The sequence below is a fragment of the Streptomyces sp. WAC 01529 genome, from assembly GCF_003945545.1.
Lineage (GTDB): Bacteria > Actinomycetota > Actinomycetes > Streptomycetales > Streptomycetaceae > Streptomyces > Streptomyces anatolicus.
The window spans coordinates 7,452,057-7,470,985 of record NZ_CP029617.1 but is presented as its reverse complement, the minus strand read 5'-3'; the positions used below and the strand labels follow the sequence as shown (position 1 = coordinate 7,470,985).

Below are 18,929 nucleotides of genomic sequence, written 5' to 3'. Positions count from 1 at the left end.
TCCCCAGCGGAGGGGTGATGTGAGCACGGCATGACACATTTCGCCGCGTGCGCTCCCGGCCGGTGTGCCCGCCACGGCCCCGGACGCGTGTCGCTGCGTACGCGCGGTCGAGGGCGTACCCGTGCAGAGCCGGCTGGACGGGCGGGACCCGCCGGGCGGGTGGGAACGCGCGGAGGGCGGCGCGCCTGCCGAGCGCGCCGCCCTCCGGGTCCTGCGGGGAGCCTCAGCCGGTCTTGACCGGGTCGTTGTCCCTTTCCGGGCCGTCGCCGCCGCCGTCACCGTCGTCGTCCTGGGCGGGGCCGATACGGATCTCGAAGTCACCGTCGTACTGCTCGTGGCCCGCGATCACGGCTTTCTCGACGGCTTCCGTGCCGTGCTCGCCGCGGACGATCAGCGGGTCGTGGCGCAGGTCCCGCATGAGGGAGACGCACATGCCGATCATCACGAGCGTGAAGGGCGCCGCGACCAGGATGGTGAGGTTGCGCAGACCCGTGAGCGCGTCGTCCGACCCGTCGCCGATCAGCAGCATGATCGCCGCCACGGCGCCGGTCACGATGCCCCAGAAGATCACGACGAACCTGCCCGGTTCGAGTGCGCCCCGCTGGGAGAGCGTGCCCATGACGATCGACGCGGCGTCGGCGCCCGAGACGAAGAAGATGCCCACGAGGATCATCACGAGGAGGCTGGTGACCGTGGCGATCGGGTACTCGTGGAGCAGGCCGAAGAGCTGCGCCTCCGGGGTCGTCTCGCCCTTGAGGCCGCCCCGGTCCGCGACGGTCATGGCGCTGCCGCCGAACACCGCGAACCAGATGAGGCTGACCGTGCTCGGCACCAGCATGACGCCGCCGACGAACTGACGGATCGTACGGCCGCGGCTGATCCGCGCGATGAACATGCCGACGAAGGGCGTCCAGGAGATCCACCAGGCCCAGTAGAAGACCGTCCAGCCGCTCAGCCACTCCGCGACGCCCTTGCCGCTGGAGGCCTCGGTGCGGCCGATGAGCTGCGGCAGGTCGTTGAGGTAGGCGCCGATCGACGTCGGCAGCATGTCGAGCATGATGACGGTGGGGCCCGCGATGAAGACGAACACGACAAGGAGCAGCGCGAGCACCATGTTGATGTTGGACAGCCACTGGACGCCCTTCTCCACCCCGGAGACGGCGGATGCCACGAAGGCCAGGGTCAGTACGCCGATGATCACGACGAGCAGACCGGTGCCGGCGTCCTCCATCCAGTCGAGCACCTCGATGCCGCTGCCGATCTGCAGGGCGCCGAGGCCCAGCGAGGCGGCCGAGCCGAAGAGAGTGGCGAAGATGGCCAGGATGTCGATGACCCGGCCCCAGGTGCCGCGCGCGTGCTTCTTGCCGATGAGCGGCTCGAAGACGGCGCTGATGGTCTGGCGCCGGTTGCGCCGGAAGGTGCTGTACGCGATGGCGAGACCCACGACCGCGTAGATCGCCCACGGGTGGAGCGTCCAGTGGAAGAGGGTGGTGGCCATGGACGTCTCCATCGCCGCGGCCGAGTCGGCCGGGTCGGTGCCCGGCGGCGGCGAGGTGAAGTGGGCCAGGGGCTCGCTCACTCCGTAGAACATCAGGCCGATGCCCATACCGGCGCTGAACATCATGGCGACCCAGGAGACGGTGCGGAACTCCGGTTCCTCACCCTCCTTTCCGAGGGTGATCTTCCCGTACCGGCTGACGGCCAGCCAGAGCGCGAAGACCACGAACCCGCTGGCGGTCAGCATGAAGAACCAACCGCCGTTGTGCATCAGGCCGTTGAGCATGTCCGTGGAGATATCTTTGAGCGAGTCCGTCGCCACCGCGCCCCAGACCACGAACGCCAGGGTGAGCCCGGCGGTCACGCCGAACACCACCCGGTCCGTGCTCGGGGACCGGCCGCCGGGGGCGGGCGCCATGATTTCCCGCGACCCTCCCCCGTCGTCCGCTTGTCGCTGATCCTGCGTCACAGGTGACACCTTTCAAGGGGTCGATTACGTCGAGACTTTGTTCTCCGCTACCCCCTACCACATGTGACGCGCATCTCAGGCCCTCAACAGTCCATGTCGGGTCGAGCTGTGACCATGTGATACGGCGCACGTTCGTCGAGCAGGAGCGGTATGAGGGCCCGTGCGGACTGCCGCAGCGGGACGTACGCGCCGGACTTGTGGCGCTTCACCGTCACTCCGTGCAGCGCCAGTTCGTCCTTGATGTCGGCGTACTGGGCGGCGTCCAGGCGGTAGCGGCAGGGCGGGTTCTCGATGATTTCGTTCGGCTCGGCGGGGTCGTTGTCGGCGCCGCCGAGGTAGACCGGGCCGCGGTCGCGGTGGCCCTCGGCGCGGGCCGCGGCGGTGGCGCGCTCCAGGCGCTCGCGCCGTTCGTCCGCGTACGTGAAGAGGCCTTCCAGCGCGGAGGCCTGGGACTTCACGCGGCGGCGGTCGTTGAGCGCCTCGTCCTTCCTCTCCGCCTCGGTGAGGGGGTCGACGCGGCTCTCTATGAGCAGGCCCGCCGCGTGCTTGATGCCGGAGACGTTGCGCAGGATGCGTTCCTGGCCGTCCCCCGCGGTCTGCTTGATGGGCTCGCCGGTGACGGGGTCGGTCCAGATGCCGTAGGTGCCCGTGGTGTACCCGTCGGCCTCGGCGGCCGGGCGTACGTACGCCTTCGACAGGGTCCTGGCCTCCTCGTGCACCGCCTCGTCGGTGTTGAGGTTGCGCGGCCAGAGGTCGAAGAGGTCCTTGTCGTAGTACTTGGGGGTCGAGCCGTACTCGTGCAGGTCGTAGATGACGTCCGGCCTGTGATCGCGGATCACGGCGGCAAGGGCGCGGCCCTCGGCGGTCTTGAGGGCGATGTGGTCGCGGTTGATGTCGACGCCGTCGGAGTTGCCCCGGGTGTCGGCGGCGCGGCCGTCCGGGTTGGCCGTGGGGACGACGAGGAGCGTGGTCCGCCGCAGGAACCGCTGGGTCTTCCTGTCCTTGGCGTACGCGAGGTCCCGGACCGTCGACAGGCAGGCCTCGCGGCCCGACGGTTCGTCGCCGTGCTGGCTGCAGATCAGCAGCACGGTGTTCTTCGTGGGGCGTTCCGCGACGCGGACGAGGCGCAGGGGGCGGTCCTGCTTGGTGGTGCCGACGCGGGAGACGGAGATCCGCGCGCTCGCCTTGTCCACGGTGGACAGGAGCTCGTGCTCCTCGGCCTGGGTGGTCCAGCGGGCGCCGTCGGTCTCCTCGAATCCGGTACGCGGCGGGGTCGGCGTCGCCTGGGCGGGCGCCGTCAGGAGTGGCGCGGCGAGCGCGGCGGTGGCGCAGGCCAGCGCCAGGGTGCGGATGCGCGGGGTCATGAAGTGCTGCCTCCCGGGAGGGGGTTGAGCGGACGCGGCGGGGCCACGCCGTCGAGACGGGGTGCGCGGGGGGTGACGGTGGTGGAGGTGGTGAACGCCTTCGCGCCGCCGACCAGCGGCACCTTCGCGTAGGTGCGGGCCAGGTCGAGGGTGAGCGTCGGGGTGTCGGCGGGCGGTTCGACGAGGCCCTTGTCGGTGCCCGCGACGATCAGCGCGAGGCGGTGGCCCTTGGGTACGACGTGGTCGCTCGCGGCGAGATCGAGGGTGATGGTGTGGGGCTTGCCCGGGGTGAGCGGGCGGCCGCGCTCGGCGTCGGCCCAGTTGCCGAGGTCGGCCCAGCCGCGGCTGAAGATCGTGTAGTCGACGGCGGTGGTCTTCGCCCTCGTCTTCTTGAAGCAGGCGCTGTCGCCCGTGGTGCTCGCGCCCCAGCAGTCGCGGTCGGGGAGCGTGACGATGCCCTCGTCGTCGTGGGCGTAGTCGCGGATCGTGTCGGGTCCGAGGTCGACGAGGACCGCGGAGAGGTGGGCGGTGCGGGTGGTCGGGGTCGCGGTGACCGTGACCTTCGAGGAGCCGGAGAGGCGCAGGTCGCGGGCGAGCGGCCGGGTGACGAAGCCGGCCTTGGCGGGCGTGGAGGTGTGGATGCGCTCGGCCCAGTCGGTCTCGCTCAGCCGCCGGTCGTCGGTGAAGGTCTCGGTGCCCTTGCCGGGGCGTGTGCCGAGGGTGCCGACGCCGGGTGAGGTGCCCTTGGCGGGGCGGAGCTCGACGGTGTCCGTGGTGCGCGGGGGCCAGACGCGGTCGGTGGTCCAGCGGTCGGGGGCGCGCTCGATGTCGGCCATCGGTTCGCGGTCGATGCCGTTGTCGTAGCCGAGGAGTTCGTGGTCGAACCAGCGGTGCAGGGTGCGTACCCAGTGCGCGCGGCGGAAGTCGAAGGGGTCGACGTGGCCCGCCTGGCCGAGCCAGATCTTGCGCTCGACGCCGTTCTCGGCGAGGGCGTCCCACCACTGGCCGAAGTGCTTGGTGCGTACGTTCAGGTCCTGCATGCCGTGGACGACGAAGACGCTGGCCCGCACTTTGTCGGCGTCGGGGACGTGGTCGCGCTCGCTCCACAGGGGCGTCCAGTCGCCGCTGCGGGGCGCCCCGTCGATCAGGCGCCGCTGCACGGCGCCGCAGCGGGCGCGGGCCTCGGGGCTCTGCACGGCGTTCGCGAGGCCGGCGGGGCCGCTGCCGAAGAGCGGGGCTCCCTTGGCGAAGTAGTAGTCGTACCAGGAGGAGATGGCGCCGATCGGCACGATGGTCTTGAGGCCTCGCACTCCGGTGGCGGCCACGCCCTGCGCGATGGTGCCGTCGTAGCTCTTGCCGATCATGCCGGTCCTGCCGTTGCTCCAGGAGGCACGGGCGCGTTCGTCGCCGGTGCGGCTCGTGTAGCCGCGGGCGCGGCCGTTCAGCCAGTCGACGACGGCCTTGGCGGAGTGGACGTCGGAGCGGCCCCCGACGTCGACACAACCGTCGGAGCGGCTCGTTCCGGTGAGGTCGACGGCGACGTAGCCGTAGCCGCGGGGCACGAAGTAGTTGTCGTAGTAGAGCGGGAGGCGTACGGGGTCGCCGTTCTCGTCGTACGTCTTCTTCTGGCTCTCGTTGCCGCGTCCGCAGCAGGCGTAGTACGGGCTCGCGTCCATGATGACCGGTATGCGGCGGCCGGTGCGGTCGAGTTCGCGGGGGCGGACTATGTCGACGGCGACGCGGTCGGTCCTGCCGTCCGCGTCGCCGTCGATCCTGGTGTCGACCCATATGGATTCGCGTATCGCGTCCTTGTACGAGTACGTGGGCCTGCTCTCCCCCGGGGCCCGGGGGGCCTCGCTCGGCGCGCGCGGGCTCTCGGCGGCCGAGCGCGCCGCGCCGGGGGACATGAGTGTGGCCATCAGGGCGGCCAGGGCCACCGTCAGCAGCGATCTCCAGAGGAGGCGGGTGCGTCGCGCACGTATCGGCATGGCGCGGAAGGTACACCGGGGAACTCCCGTGCGACAGAGGGCCGGGCATTCCTCGAAAGGTCCGTGGGACAACCAGGTACATGTCGGCCGAATGGCGATCGTGTGACGTCCGGGGCCATGGACATGACGTGTGCGGCAAGTGCTGAATAGGGTCGTCGACCAGACGAACAGATCTTGAGCCCCTACGACTTGGAGCTTGACGTGCACCGCAGACTCATCGCCCCGGGCGCGCTCGCGGCCTCTCTCCTGCTGGCGATCCCGGCATCGGCCGCGGACTTCTCCCCCGGGGCCCCGGGCATCGGCGACCCCTACTACCCGGCAAGTGGCAACGGCGGATACGACGTCTCCCACTACGACCTGCGGCTGAAGTACCAGCCGGTGACCGACCTGCTCGAAGGCACCGCCACGATCAACGCCCGTACCACGCAGAACCTTTCGCGCTTCAACCTGGACTTCGGGCTGAAGGTCTCCGAGGTCCGCGTCAACGGCAAGAAGGCGAAGTTCGCGAAGACCGGCGAGCAGGAGCTGGAGATCACCCCGGTCGCCGGGCTCGCCAAGGGCACGCCGATCACCGTCGTCGTGCGGTACGCGGGCAAGCCGTCCGAGCTGAAGATCGACGGTTACACGGCCTGGCACCGGACGCCGGACGGCGGTGTGGCGGCGCAGGAGCCGGAGGCCGCCGCGTGGTGGTTCCCCTCCAACGACCACCCGCTGGACAAGGCGACGTACGACGTGTCGGTCTCCGTGCCGGACGGCAGCCAGGCCATATCCAACGGCGTGTTGCAGTCGCAGAGTTCACGGCTCGGCTGGACCCGCTTCAACTGGCGGTCCAACAAGCCGCAGGCGAGCTATCTCGCCACGCTCGCGGTCGGCAAGTTCGACATCACGACCGACAAGACCGAGAGCGGCCTGCCGGTCCTCAACGCCTACAGCAAGGACCTCGGTGACAACGCGGGTGCGGCGCGTGCCAGCATCGAGCGGACCACCGAGGTCGCGGAGTGGCTGGAGACGGTCTTCGGGAAGTACCCCTTCAACGCGCTCGGCGGATACGTCCCGAACGTGAAGACCAGTTACGCCCTGGAGACGCAGACGCGGCCCTTCTACAGCCCCGCCGCGTTCGCGAACGGCTCCAACGCGTCCATCGTCGTCCATGAGCTGGCCCACCAGTGGTACGGCGACAGCGTCTCGGTGCACCACTGGAAGGACATCTGGGTCAACGAGGGCTTCGCCCGCTACAGCCAGTGGCTGTGGTCGGAGAAGGAGGGCGAGGGGACGGCCCAGGAGCTGGCGGACTACGTGTACGCCCAGCGCTCCCCCGACGACCCGTTCTGGACCGTCAAGCCGGGTGACCCGGGCCCCGACAAGCAGTTCCACATCGCCGTCTACGACCGGGGCGCGCTCGCTCTGCAGGCGCTGCGGAACGAGATCGGCGACGACGCGTTCTTCGCCGTCCTCAAGGGCTGGCCGCAGCAGTACAAGTACGGCAACGCCAAGGTCGGCGACTTCGTGAAGTACGCCGAGAGGATCTCGGGCAAGCCGCTCGCGAGCCTCTTCGACACCTGGCTGTACCAGCCGTCGCGGCCGGACGCGCCCACCGCGCGGGAGGCCGGGTTCGCCCGCTCCGCCGTGGTGCCGGCCAAGCCGAAGTCGTGGAAGCAGATAGCGGAGACGAACGACGTGCACGACCACGGCCACAAGCACGGCCACAAGCACTGACGCCGTGGTGAGCCGCGCCGCCCGGTCTCAACGACGGGCGGCGCGGTGCCGTGCGCGGGCCCGCCGCGCGAGGGGCAGGTAGCGCAGCCGCTCGGGCAGCAGCGGGACGATCGTGCGCAGCGCCCTGCCGAAGCGGCGCAGGGCGCGTTCCTGGCGCGGTGTCCAGGGGAGGCCGAGCGCCTGCCGGGCGTCCGGCGGCATGAGGCCGATGGCCACGAAGCGGCGGAAGCGGGCGAGTGGGGGCAGCAGGAGGGGCCACAGGATCCGGAGCAGGATCCGTACGGGGCGCGGGCCGCGGTCCGGGGGTGGGACGCGGGCGGTGGTGGCGGTCAGTTCCGCGGCCACGTCGGTGAGTTCGAGTTCGTCGGCGAGGACCTTGCGGTAGTACGGCCAGAACTCCTCCGGCGTCTGGGGCATGTCCCGGTCGTGGATGCCGAGGATCCGCCCGACCCGGAGCCACTCCGCGTACAGCTGCCGTTCCTGTGCCTCGGTGAAGGGGCGGCCCAGGTAGCGCTGCGCGTGCTGGTAGACGGGGAATCCGGTGGCGTGGACCCAGGCGTAGTGGGCGGGCGTCAGCGCGTGGTAGCGGCGGCCGCGGGTGTCGGTGCCCTGGATGGTGCGGTGCAGCGCGCGGAGTCTGCGGCCCTCGGCGGCCGCCTCCTCGCCGCCGTACACCCACAGCAGGGTGGAGCGCAGCGAGCGCTCGCCCCGGCCCCATGGGTCGGTCCGGAACACCGAGTGCCCGTCGACGCCGGCGCCGACCGCCGGGTGGGCGACCTGGAGCACGAGAGCGGACGGCAGCATCAGGAGCACGCGGATGTCGCCCGCGATGCTCCAGAGGATGCCGCCGGGAGGGGGCGGGACGGGATCGGCGGCGCGTCGGCGGTGGGCGTCGCGGGGATGGTCGGGCTGCATGCGACGTGCTCCTGGGCGGTACGGGACCCGGGCCCGGCCACCCGAGGGCTACCGGCCCGCGGGGCCTACACCCGGTTCGTGCGTGTTCCAGTATGCGACCGTGTGCTCAGCTGTGACGGCACCAGGTCCGCAGCAGCACGCGTCGCCCCTTCGCCTTTCGCTCGACGGGCTCGTCCGCCGTCAGCTGGAACCCGGATGATGCTGCGACAGCGGCGCTCGGGACGTTGGCAGCGTCTATCCGCAGGAGGACTCGCCTGGCGCCCAGGTGGCGAAGGGCGTATTCGGTGGCGATCACGACCGCTTCAGCGGCCAGGCCTTGACGCCGGAATCGAGCTCCGATGCCGTAGGCGAGCTCGACATCTCTGTCATCCAGCTCGTCCTGGAAGAGCAGCACTTCGCCCTTCGGCTCCAGACCGTCGGTCGTGACAGCCAGCTGCATCCGACGACCTTCAGCCCGGCCTTCGCGAGCTTTCCTGAGGTACTCGCGGGCAGCGTCCGGGTCGAACAGCGAGGGCACGGGAGTCCAGCGGTCGATCTCCGGATCGTCGTAGATCTCGACCAACGCGGGTATGTCTTCCTCATCCCACTCCCGGAGCAGGACTCTCTGCCCCCGCAGTCGAACAGGGTCGGAGGGCAAGGTTCTCAGCCGATTCTCCATATGCTGATCTTGCCTTCCCGAGCCATCGGTACGCCGGGTTTCGGGCCACATCGCCGCCCGCAGGCGGTGCCGGTTCGGACCACCTAGTCAGCGCCTCCGTCCGCGAGGCTCCGTGCCAGCGCGTGGGCCTCCAGGATGGCGTCCGCCACGGCGGAGGGTTCGCGCAGTGTCGGGAAGTGGTCGCTGTTCGCGAGGCGGATGAGGCGGCAGCCCGGGATGCGCTCCGCCATCGTCTCGTTCGTACGGATCACCTCGGGCTGGTCGCGCTCCCCGAGGACGAGGACGCACGGCATGTCGAGTTCGCCGAGGCGGTCGTAGGCGGGCGGGTCGGGCACGTGGTGGGGGTGGACGGCGAACCAGGCCGGGATCACCGACCTGACGTGCGCCTCCACCTCGGCGTCGTCCCCGGTCCCCGCGGCGGCCGACGTACGCATCACCAGCGCCACGATGCCGTCCACGTCACCCGCCTCCGCGAGCCGACCGACCTCGGCGGTGAACTCCCGCGAGACGAGGTCCTCGGCGCCCGTCACGCCCGGGACCACCAGCGCGAGGCCCGCCACCCGCGCGGGGTCGCGGAGCGCGAGGCTGATGGCCGTCGCGCCGCCCATGCTCGATCCCGCGAGGACCGCCCGGGCGACGCCGAAGTGGTCCAGGACCGCGATCAGGTCCTCGACCAGCGAGTACGGAGCGGTCGGCGCCGGCGACCCGCCGTACCCGCGCGCGTCGTAATGGATCACCCGGTGCCGCTCGGTGAGGCGCGGCAGGACGGGCCCCCAGACACGGGAGTCACCGACCCCCGGATGCAGGAGCACCAGCGGCAGGCCTCCGCCGTCCGGTTCTCCCGAGTCGTGCGCCCAGACTTCGCCGTCCTTGACCGACACCATGGCATCCATGCCTTGAGTCTCCGGCGCCCCGGACACGGCCGCCAGGGGGGCCGCCCGACGAGGGCCCGAATCGTACACCCGGCGACCGGAACCCATCGGGTGCGACGAAGCGGTGGCGCCACCCCGGAGATCATGTGTCTCCGGAGTGACGCCACCGTGGGCGCGGCCACGCGAGCGTGGCGGTGGGCCGCTACTTCAAGAGGGTCTCCGCCTCGCGATCGGCCTTGCGGCGGATCGCGTACCAGCCGACGACCAGCGCCGCGGCGACGATCGGGATGAGGAACAGCGTCCTGCGGCCGACCTCCGGGTCCTTCCACATCAGGCAGAGCACCGCCAGCAGGAAGACGATCGTGACGATCTCCGTGACCGGGTTGCCGGGCAGGCGGAACTTCGGCCGTTCGAAGGCGCCCTCCTTGGAGCGGCGGACGAACGCCAGGTGGCAGATCATGATGATCACCCACGTGCTGATGATGCCGAGGGACGCCACGTTGAGGACGATCTCGAAGGCCTGGTGCGGCACGATGCTGTTCAGGCCGACGCCGAGGACGCCGACGCCCGCGGTGAGCATGATGCCGCCGTAGGGCACCTGGCTCTTGTTCATCTTCGCGGTGAACTTTGGCGCCGAGCCCGCCATCGCCATGGAGCGCAGGATGCGGCCCGTGGAGTAGAGGCCCGAGTTGAGCGAGGACATGGCCGCGGTCAGGACGACCAGGTTCATCACGTCACCGGCCGCCGGGACGCCGATCTTGGAGAGGACCGTCACGAAGGGGCTCTGATCGGCCGAGTACACGGATCCGGGGAGCAGCAGCGCCAGGAGGACGACCGAGCCGACGTAGAAGAGGCCCACACGCCACATGATCGAGTTCACCGCGCGCGGGACGATCTTGTGGGGCTCGGCGGTCTCGCCCGCGGCCACACCGACCAGCTCCAGCGAGGCGTACGCGAAGACGACGCCCTGCATCACGATCACGACCGGCATCATGCCGTTCGGCAGGAAGCCGCCGTTGTCGGTGATCACGTTCAGACCGGGTGACTCGCCGCCGACCTTGTGCTGGGTGACCAGCAGGAAGATGCCGATGAGCATGAACGCGACGAGCGCCGCGACCTTGATGATCGCGAACCAGAACTCCATCTCGCCGAAGATCTTCACCGAGATGAGGTTGATGACCAGCACGACGGCGAGGGCTATCAGCGCGAGCACCCACTGCGGGATGTCGGTGAAGAAGCTCCAGTAGTGCGTGTAGAGCGCGATCGCGGTGATGTCGGCGATGCCGGTGGTCGACCAGTTGAGGAAGTACATCCAACCGGCGACGTAGGCGCCCTTCTCGCCGAGGAACTCACGCGCGTAGCTGACGAACGAACCGGACGACGGACGGTAGAGCACCATCTCGCCGAGGGCGCGCACGACGAAGAACGCGAAGACACCGCACACGAGGTACGCGAGGGCGAGCGCGGGGCCCGCCGAGTGGAGGCGGCCGCCCGCCCCGAGAAAGAGCCCTGTGCCGATCGCGCCACCAATGGCGATCATGTTGACGTGACGGGCCTTGAGGTCCTTGCTGTAACCGGCGTCGCCCGCGTCCGCGGGGGCCTGCGACGCATCTGTGCGGGATGCGTCCAGGGCGGCCGAATCTACGGCTTCCTTGCTCACGTGGGGGATCTACTCTCTGGTGCCCGGAAGAGCTCCGGGGTCCGGATGGTGCTCCGGCCCACGACACCCCTGACGCGCGCGGACCGACGGGACACCTTCCCTTATGGATCGCCGACCACGCGGTGGCACACGTCACATAGCGGGACTTCTCACATGCTGGTCAGGGGGTGTACAGAGCATCGATGACCTGCTGGTACTTCTCGCGGACGACGCGGCGGCGCAGCTTCAGGGACGGGGTCAGCTCGCCGGTCCCGGGGCCCCACTCCTCGGCCAGGAGGCGGTGGCGCTTGATCTGCTCGGTGCGGTTCAGGCGCGCGTTGGCCGCCTCGACGGCACGGTCGATCTCCTCGCGTACCGCCGGGTGCGAGATCAGGCCACCGACGGACAGATCGCCCTCGATCCCGTGGGCGGCGGCCCAGACGGGCGCCAGCTCCGCGTCGAGGACGAGCAGCGCCACCAGATAGGAGCGGCCGTCGCCGTGCACGAGGGCCTGGCCGATCAGCGGGTGCTCCTTGAGCGCGTTCTCCACGAGGGCGGGCGAGACGTTCTTGCCGGTCGAGGTGACGATCATTTCCTTCTTGCGGTCGGTGAGCCAGAGGTAGCCGTCCTCGTCGATCCGCCCGATGTCCCCCGTGGCGAACCAGCCGTCCGCGTCGCACGCGCTGTCGACGCCGCCGTCGGGCCGCAGATAGCCGTCGAAGACCGTCGCGCCGCGGACCAGGATCTCGCCGTCGTCGGCGGTGCGGATCTCCAGGCCGTCGAGGGGGCGGCCCACCGAGCCGAGGCGGAACGCGTCCGGAGTGTTGGTAGTGACCACACCGGAGGTCTCGGTGAGACCCCACGCGTCCATGATCACCAGGCCGAAGCCGGCCCAGAAGCGGGAGACGTCGAGCGGCATGGGCGCCGACGCGCTCGCGGTCCACACGAGACGGTCGAACCCGGCGAGCGCGAGCAGCGGGTCGAGCACCTTCTCCTTCGCCTGCTCGTACGCGGCTCGCAGCTCGGCGGGCGGCTCCTCGCCGCGCTCGCGGCAGGCCACGTGCGCGCGGGCCGTCTCGTTCGCCGCCTCGATGGCGCGCCGCCGCTCCTCGGGCAGCCCGGCGAGCGCGGCCTTCACGGAGGCGGCGAGCTTCTCCCACACGCGCGGGACGCCGAAGAACTGGAAGGGGTGCAGCTCGCGTGCGGTGGCGGCCACCTGGGCGGGGTCCGCGCACAGGTAGACGTGGGCGGCGCGCAGCACGGGCAGGTAGATGCCGAGCAGCCGCTCCGCGATGTGTGCGAAGGGCAGGTAGCAGATGTGCCCGACGTGCTCGGGGAACTCGATGACGCCGTCCAGGGCGACACCGCCCAGAAGGACGTTGCGGTGGGTGAGGCGCACGCCCTTGGGGTCGCCGGTGGTGCCCGAGGGGTAGACGACGGTGAGCGGGTCGGTCGGGCGGGTCTCGCGCCAGGCCTTCTCGAAGGTGTCGGGGTTGAAGAGGCGGCCGCCCGTGGCGTGCAGCGAGCCGTACGTGCGGTGCTCCCCCGCGTCGGCGGCCTCCACCACGACGAGGCGCTCCAGCGGGGCCGTGGCGTCGGCGAGCAGGGGCTCCCAGCGCGGCAGCTCGCCGGCGCCCTCGACGATCGCGAAGCGGGCGCGGCTGTGCCGGACGATGTGCGCGACCTGCTCGGGCGCCGAGGTGCCGTACACGGTGACGGGGACGGCGCCCAGGTGCGTCAGGGCGAGGTCGCTCAGCCAGTGCTCGGGGCGGTTGCCCATCATTATCAGGACGTGCTCGCCACGCTCGACGCCGAGCGCGGCGTAACCGGCGGCGAGGACGGCGACCTTGCGCCGCGCCTCGCGCCAGGTGAGCGTCGACCATGTGCCGCCCGTGTCCTCTGCCTCGTCCGTACGCCCGGGGCGCCCCGTACGCCACGAGAGCGCGGGCAGGTCCCCGTGGTCCTCGGCGTTGCGGAGCAGCAGGGCGGGGAGCGTGAGATCGGCGGGGTCTTCGGGGAGTCGCGGGATCGTGGTCATGACCGCCTCCTGATGCCGTCGGCTGGCCCGGAGGGTTTCACAACACTGGTGTGCCAGCAATACTGTTGGACCGGATTGACGCACAGGCGGCGCGATGTCCGAAGTGCCGGCCGGGGAGGGAGGGCGCCGCATGACGACCGACACCGAGAGCGTGCCGACGTACGCCGAAGAGCCGACGCTCACGGTCGACGAGCTGGCCGCGCGCGCGGGCGTGACGGTCCGCACGATCCGCTTCTACGGCACCAAGGGCCTGCTCCCGCCACCGGTGATCGGTCCGCGCCGCGTCGGCCACTACGGCCAGGACCACCTGTCCCGCCTCGCGCTGATCGAGGAGTTGCAGCACCAGGGCATGACGCTCGCCGCGATCGAACGGTATCTGGAGCAGCTGCCCGCGGACCTGAGCGCGCACGATCTGGCCATCCACCGCGCCCTGGTGGCCTCCTGGGCCCCCGACTCCACCGAGGACCTCCCGCTCGCGGAGCTGGAGCGCAGGGCGGGGCGCGCGCTGGGCGAGGAGGACCTTGACCGGCTCGCGGCGATGAGCGTCGTCGCCCGGACGCAGACCCCGGGGACGTACCGCGTGGACCTGGGGCTGCTGCGGCTCGGGGTGCGGCTGCTCGACGTACCCATCGCGCACGAGACGATCCTGGCGGCGCGCACTGTCCTGATGGAGCACACCCGCTCGGCCGCGCACGAGCTGTCCCGGCTCTTCCGTGACGAGGTGTGGGGCGCCTGCCGCGAGGGCGAGTCGGACCCGGAGCACGTGGCGGCGATGCGGTCGCTCTCGGCCCATATGCAGCCGATGGTGGTGCAGGCGCTGGTGACCGCGTTCCAGCGCTCGCTCAAGGGGGAGCTGCGGGAGTGGCTCAAGGAGAGCTGAGCCACCCCCGCCCGGTCCCGCTCAGGCGTCGCTGAACCTCTCGCCCTTCTCCGCCTTCTCGACCAGCAGCGCGGGCGGCGTGAACCGCTCTCCGTAGCGCTCGGCCAGCTCACGCGCGCGTGCCACGAAGCCGGGCAGCCCGCCTTCGTAGCCGTTGATGTACTGGAGCACGCCGCCCGTCCAGCCGGGGAAGCCGATCCCGAGGATGGAGCCGATGTTCGCGTCGGCCACCGACGTCAGGACGCCCTCCTCCAGGAGGCGCACGGTGTCGAGCGCCTCGGAGAAGAGCATGCGCTCCTGCATGTCCTCGAACGGGATCTCGTGTCCGGGCTTGGTGAAGTGCTCGCGCAGCCCCGGCCAGAGCCTGCCGCGCTTGCCGTCCACGTACTCGTAGAAGCCCGCTCCCCCGCTCCTGCCGGGCCGCCCGAACTCGTCGACCATGCGGTCGATGACGGTGTCCGAGGGGTGGCCCGCCCAGGTGCCGCCCGCCTCCTCGACGGCCTTCTTCGTCTCGTCGCGGATCTTGCGGGGCAGGGTGAGCGTCAGCTCGTCCATCAGGGACAGCACCTTCGCCGGGTAGCCCGCCTGCGCCGCCGCCTGTTCGACGGAGGCCGGCTCGATGCCCTCGGCGACCATCGCGACGCCTTCGTTGATGAAGTGCCCGATGACGCGCGAGGTGAAGAAGCCGCGCGAGTCGTTGACGACGATGGGCGTCTTGTTGATCTGGCGTACGAGGTCGAAGGCGCGGGCCAGCGCCTCGTCGCCGGTCCGCTCGCCCTTGATGATCTCGACGAGCGGCATCTTGTCGACGGGCGAGAAGAAGTGCAGCCCGATGAAGTCGACCGGGCGGTCGACGCCCTCGGCGAGCAGGGTGATCGGCAGGGTGGAGGTGTTGGAGCAGAGCAGCGCGTCCGGCTCGACGACGTCCTGGATCTCCTGGAACACCTTGTGCTTCAGCGAGGTGTCCTCGAACACGGCCTCGATCACGGCGTCGCAGCCCGCAAGCGCCCGCGGGTCGGCGGTGGGCGTGATGCGGGCGAGCAGCGCGTCCGCCTTCTCCTGGGTCGTACGTCCCCGCTGCACCGCCTTGGCGCAGAGCTTCTCGGAGTAGGCCTTGCCCCTCTGCGCGGCCTCCGCCGAGACGTCCTTGAGGACGACCTCGATGCCCGCGCGTGCGCAGGAGTACGCGATGCCCGCGCCCATCATCCCGGCGCCGAGCACGGCGACCTTGCGTACGGTCCTGCGCTCGATGCCCTTGGGGCGGTTCGCACCGGAGTTGACGGCCTGGAGGTCGAAGAAGAACGCCTGGATCATGTTCTTGGCGACCTGGCCGGTGACCAGCTCGGTGAAGTACCTGGCCTCGATGGTCAGCGCGGTCTCGAAGTCGACCTGGGAACCCTCGACGGCCGCCGCGAGGATGTTGCGCGGGGCCGGGTAGGGGGCGCCCGCCGTCTGCTTCTTGAGGTTGGCGGGGAAGGCGGGCAGGTTCGCCGCGAACTTCGGGTGGGCGGGGGTGCCGCCCGGGATGCGGTAGCCCGGCTCGTCCCAGGGCTGCTTCGACTCGGGGTGGGCGTCGATGAAGGCGCGGGCCTTCTCGATCATCTCCTCGGGGGTGGCGGCCACTTCGTGGACGAGGCCGTTCTCCAGGGCGCGCTTCGGGTTGTACTGGGTGCCCTGGAGGAGCACCTTCAGGAGCGCGTCCGTGATGCCCATCAGGCGTACGGTCCTGGTGACGCCGCCGCCCGCGGGCAGCAGGCCGAGGGTGACCTCGGGCAGGCCGATCTTGGAGCCGGGGGCGTCGAGGGCGATGCGGTGGTGGGAGGCGAGGGCGATCTCGTAGCCGCCGCCGAGGGCCGCGCCGTTGATGGCGGCGACGACGGGCTTGCCGAGGGTCTCGATGCGGCGCAGCGAGCGCTTGATGGCGTTGCCCGTCTCGAACGCCTGTTGGGCGTTGTCCGGGCCGACCTTGATCATGTCCTTGAGGTCGCCGCCCGCGAAGAAGGTCTTCTTGGCGGAGGTGTAGATGATGCCGCGGATCGACTCCTTCTCGGCCTCCGCGCGGTCGGCGATCGCCGCGATGGAGTCCTTGAACGCCTGGTTCATGGTGTTGGCGGACTGGTTGGGGTCGTCGAGCACGAGGGTGACGACACCTGTGTCGTCCTGTTCCCAGCGGATCGTCGTGCTTTCGGTCATGTCTGTGTCTCCGTGAAGTCTGTGTCGGACGAGGGGCGGAGTCTGGGGAGGGCGGTTGGGGTTCACGGCCGGCTGACCGCCGGTGGGGGCTGGTCGCGCAGTTCCCCGCGCCCCTGAAAGGCGCACTTCGTGCGCCGTCTCAGGGGCGCGTCCGGGGAAGGCGCGGCGAAGCCGCACGTCTTCAGGGGCGCGGGGAACTGCGCGAGCAACCACGACGCACCCGCGGCAGGCGACGCACCCGAACCCCTGCGGCGCGACCCCTTACAGCCGCTCGACGATCGTGGCGATGCCCATCCCGCCCCCCACGCACAGCGTGGCCAACCCGTACCGGAGGTCCCTGCGCTCCAGCTCGTCCACGAGCGTCCCGAGGATCATCGCCCCGGTCGCCCCCAGAGGGTGACCGAGCGCGATCGCCCCACCGTTGACATTCACCTTGTCCAGAGACAGCCCCATGTCCTTCACGAAGCGCAACACGACCGCCGCGAACGCCTCGTTGATCTCGACGAGGTCGATGTCGTCGATGGTGAGCCCCGCCTTGGCGAGAGCCTTGCGCGTCGCGGGCGCGGGCCCGGTCAGCATGATCAGCGGCTCGGAGCCGGAGACGGCCGCGGAGACGATCCGCGCTCGCGGCGCGAGGCCGTACCGCTCACCGACCTCCTTGGTGCCGACGGCGACCAGCGAGGCGCCGTCGACGATGCCGGAGGAGTTGCCCGCGTGGTGGACGTGGTCGATCTCCTCGATCCAGTGGTACTTCTGCAGCGCGACCGCGTCGAAGCCGCCCATGTCGCCGATGTCCTTGAAGGACGGCTTGAGCCCCGCGAGGGAGTCCGCGGTGGTGCCGGGGCGCATGTGCTCGTCGTGGTCGAGGACGACCAGGCCGTTGCGGTCCTTGACCGGGACGACCGACCTCTCGAAGCGGCCGTCCTTCCAGGCCGCGGCGGCCCGCTCCTGGGAGAGCGCCGCGTACTCGTCGACGTCACGCCGTGAGAAGCCCTCGACAGTGGCGATCAGGTCGGCGCCGATGCCCTGCGGCGCGAAATTCGTCTCGAAGTTGGTCATCGGGTCGTTGAACCAGGCGCCGCCGTCGGAGGCCATCGGCACCCTGGACATCGACTCGACGCCACCCGCGAGGACGAGGTCCTCCCAGCCCGAACGGACCTTCATCGCGGCGAGGTTGACGGCCTCCAGGCCCGAGGCACAGAAGCGGTTCTCCTGGACGCCCGCGACCGTGTCGGGCAGGCCCGCGGCGATGGCGGCGATCCGCGCGATGTCGGAGCCCTGGTCGCCGACGGGTCCGACCACACCGAGGACGATGTCGTCGATGGCGGCCGGGTCGAGGCCGGGGAAACGGGCCTGGATCTCGTGGATCAGGCCGACGACCAGGTCGATCGGCTTGGTGCCGTGCAGGGCGCCACTGGCCTTGCCGCGTCCGCGCGGGGTGCGGATCGCGTCGTATACGTACGCTTCGGTGGTCACGCGAGTGCCTTTCGGGGGTGTCCGGGAGGGTTCAGGGGCCTGAGAGGTCAGCCGAGGAGCGAGCGACCGATGATCTCCTTCATGATCTCGGTCGTGCCGCCGTAGATGGTCTGGACGCGTCCGTCGGTGAAGGCCTTCGCGACGCGGTACTCCGTCATATAGCCGTATCCGCCGTGCAGTTGCAGACAGCGGTCGGCGACCCGCTTCTGCAGTTCGGTGGCCCACCACTTCGCCATCGAGGCGTGGACCGCGTCGAGTTCCCCGTTCGAGTGATCGACGATGCACCGGTCGAGGAACGTGCGGGTGACGGCGCACTCGGTGGCCATCTCGGCGATCTCGAAGCGGATGTGCTGGAGCTTGGCCAGCGGCCGCCCGAAGGCCTCGCGCTCCTTGACGTACGTCGTGGTGATCTCCAGCAGGTGCTCGGCGGCGGCGATCCCGGCGACGGCGATGCCCATGCGCTCCTGGGCGAGGTTCGTCATCAGGTGCACGAACGCGCCGTTGAGTTCACCGAGGAGGTTCTCCTTCGGGACGCGTACGTCGTGGAAGAACAGCTCGGCGGTGTCCTGGGCCTTCTGGCCGATCTTGTCGAGGTTGCGGCCCCGCTCGAAGCCCGCCATACCCCGCTCGACGACCAGCAGGGAGAGTCCGTGCGCGCCGCCTTCGGGGGAGGTCTTGGCGACGACGATGACGAGGTCGGCGAGGATGCCGTTCGAGATGAACGTCTTGGAGCCGTTGAGCACCCAGTGGTCGCCGCGGTCCTCGGCGGTGGTGCGGATGCCCTGGAGGTCGGAGCCCGCGCCCGGCTCGGTCATGGCGATGGCCGTGATGGTCTCGCCGGTGCAGAACCCCGGCAGCCAGCGGCGCTTCTGCTCCTCGGTGGCGAGCGAGGTCAGATAGGGGCCGATGATGTCGTTGTGCAGGCCGACCGCGAGCCCGGCGGCGCCCGCGCGCGTGAACTCCTCGGCGAGGACGGCGGAGTAACGGAAGTCGTCGTTGCCGCCACCGCCGTACTCCTCCGGGACGGCGAGCCCGAGCAGCCCCTGCCTGCCGGCCGCGAGCCACGCCTCGCGGGAGACGATGCCGTCCTTCTCCCACTGCTCGTAGTGCGGGAGCACCTCCTTGGCGAGGAAGGTGCGCACGGTCTCGCGGAACGCGTCGTGCTCGGCGGAGAAGATCTGCCGTTTCATCTGTACGTGGCCTCCTGGGGCCCCATCTCAGGGC

Annotated in this window: 13 protein-coding genes; 2 read left to right on the top strand and 11 right to left on the bottom strand. The window is 70.4% G+C overall.

Annotated elements, in window-relative coordinates; all coding sequences use genetic code 11:
* Positions 1–223: 223 nt before the first annotated feature.
* The 3 genes from DMA15_RS33135 to DMA15_RS33125 form a co-directional block, all read right to left on the bottom strand.
* A complete protein-coding gene (locus DMA15_RS33135; protein ID WP_125518165.1) occupies positions 224–1,915 on the bottom strand; it encodes a BCCT family transporter in 1,692 nt (563 codons plus the stop codon).
* Positions 1,916–2,049: 134 nt separating this feature from the next.
* Complete coding sequence (locus DMA15_RS33130) at positions 2,050–3,330, bottom strand: M14 family metallocarboxypeptidase (RefSeq protein WP_125516366.1); 1,281 nt, start codon at positions 3,328–3,330, stop codon at positions 2,050–2,052.
* Positions 3,327–5,318, bottom strand: a complete 1,992-nt coding sequence (locus tag DMA15_RS33125; protein ID WP_125516365.1) for a Xaa-Pro dipeptidyl-peptidase — start codon at positions 5,316–5,318, stop codon at positions 3,327–3,329. Before DMA15_RS33125 ends, DMA15_RS33130 begins: the two co-directional genes overlap by 4 nt.
* Positions 5,319–5,519: 201 nt before the next feature.
* On the opposite strand from DMA15_RS33125, the gene DMA15_RS33120 reads away from it, so the two are divergent.
* Entirely contained in the window at positions 5,520–7,034 is a 1,515-nt protein-coding gene (locus tag DMA15_RS33120) for a M1 family metallopeptidase (protein ID WP_125518164.1), read from the top strand.
* 27 nt (positions 7,035–7,061) lie between these two features.
* On the opposite strand, the gene DMA15_RS33115 is transcribed toward DMA15_RS33120, so the two are convergent.
* The 5 genes from DMA15_RS33115 to DMA15_RS33095 all read right to left on the bottom strand — a co-directional run bounded on the left by DMA15_RS33115 (position 7,062) and on the right by DMA15_RS33095 (position 13,156).
* Positions 7,062–7,949, bottom strand: a complete 888-nt coding sequence (locus tag DMA15_RS33115) for an oxygenase MpaB family protein (protein WP_125516364.1) — start codon at positions 7,947–7,949, stop codon at positions 7,062–7,064.
* A gap of 106 nt (positions 7,950–8,055) precedes the next feature.
* Positions 8,056–8,607 carry a GNAT family N-acetyltransferase gene (locus DMA15_RS33110; protein WP_125516363.1) on the bottom strand — a complete coding sequence of 184 codons (552 nt, stop codon included), beginning with the start codon at positions 8,605–8,607 and terminating at the stop codon, positions 8,056–8,058.
* 83 nt (positions 8,608–8,690) lie between these two features.
* The gene (locus DMA15_RS33105; RefSeq protein WP_125516362.1) at positions 8,691–9,500 is read right to left on the bottom strand and encodes an alpha/beta hydrolase; all 810 of its coding nucleotides are present in this window, start codon (positions 9,498–9,500) and stop codon (positions 8,691–8,693) included.
* A 181-nt stretch (positions 9,501–9,681) separates the two neighbouring features.
* Entirely contained in the window at positions 9,682–11,139 is a 1,458-nt protein-coding gene (locus tag DMA15_RS33100) for an amino acid permease (protein WP_125516361.1), read from the bottom strand.
* Positions 11,140–11,299: 160 nt separating this feature from the next.
* Positions 11,300–13,156, bottom strand: coding sequence for an AMP-dependent synthetase/ligase (locus DMA15_RS33095; protein WP_125516360.1), 1,857 nt, complete (start codon positions 13,154–13,156; stop codon positions 11,300–11,302).
* 151 nt (positions 13,157–13,307) lie between these two features.
* On the opposite strand from DMA15_RS33095, the gene DMA15_RS33090 reads away from it, so the two are divergent.
* A complete protein-coding gene (locus DMA15_RS33090; RefSeq protein ID WP_125518163.1) occupies positions 13,308–14,036 on the top strand; it encodes a MerR family transcriptional regulator in 729 nt (242 codons plus the stop codon).
* Between the two features lie 21 nt (positions 14,037–14,057).
* On the opposite strand, the gene DMA15_RS33085 is transcribed toward DMA15_RS33090, so the two are convergent.
* From DMA15_RS33085 to DMA15_RS33075, 3 genes are all read right to left on the bottom strand, one after another.
* Entirely contained in the window at positions 14,058–16,229 is a 2,172-nt protein-coding gene (locus DMA15_RS33085; RefSeq protein WP_125516359.1) for a 3-hydroxyacyl-CoA dehydrogenase NAD-binding domain-containing protein, read from the bottom strand.
* A 261-nt stretch (positions 16,230–16,490) separates the two neighbouring features.
* Complete coding sequence (locus DMA15_RS33080; RefSeq protein WP_125516358.1) at positions 16,491–17,705, bottom strand: acetyl-CoA C-acetyltransferase; 1,215 nt, start codon at positions 17,703–17,705, stop codon at positions 16,491–16,493.
* Positions 17,706–17,752: 47 nt separating this feature from the next.
* Positions 17,753–18,895 carry an acyl-CoA dehydrogenase family protein gene (locus DMA15_RS33075; protein WP_125516357.1) on the bottom strand — a complete coding sequence of 381 codons (1,143 nt, stop codon included), beginning with the start codon at positions 18,893–18,895 and terminating at the stop codon, positions 17,753–17,755.
* Between the last annotated feature and the right edge of the window lie 34 nt (positions 18,896–18,929).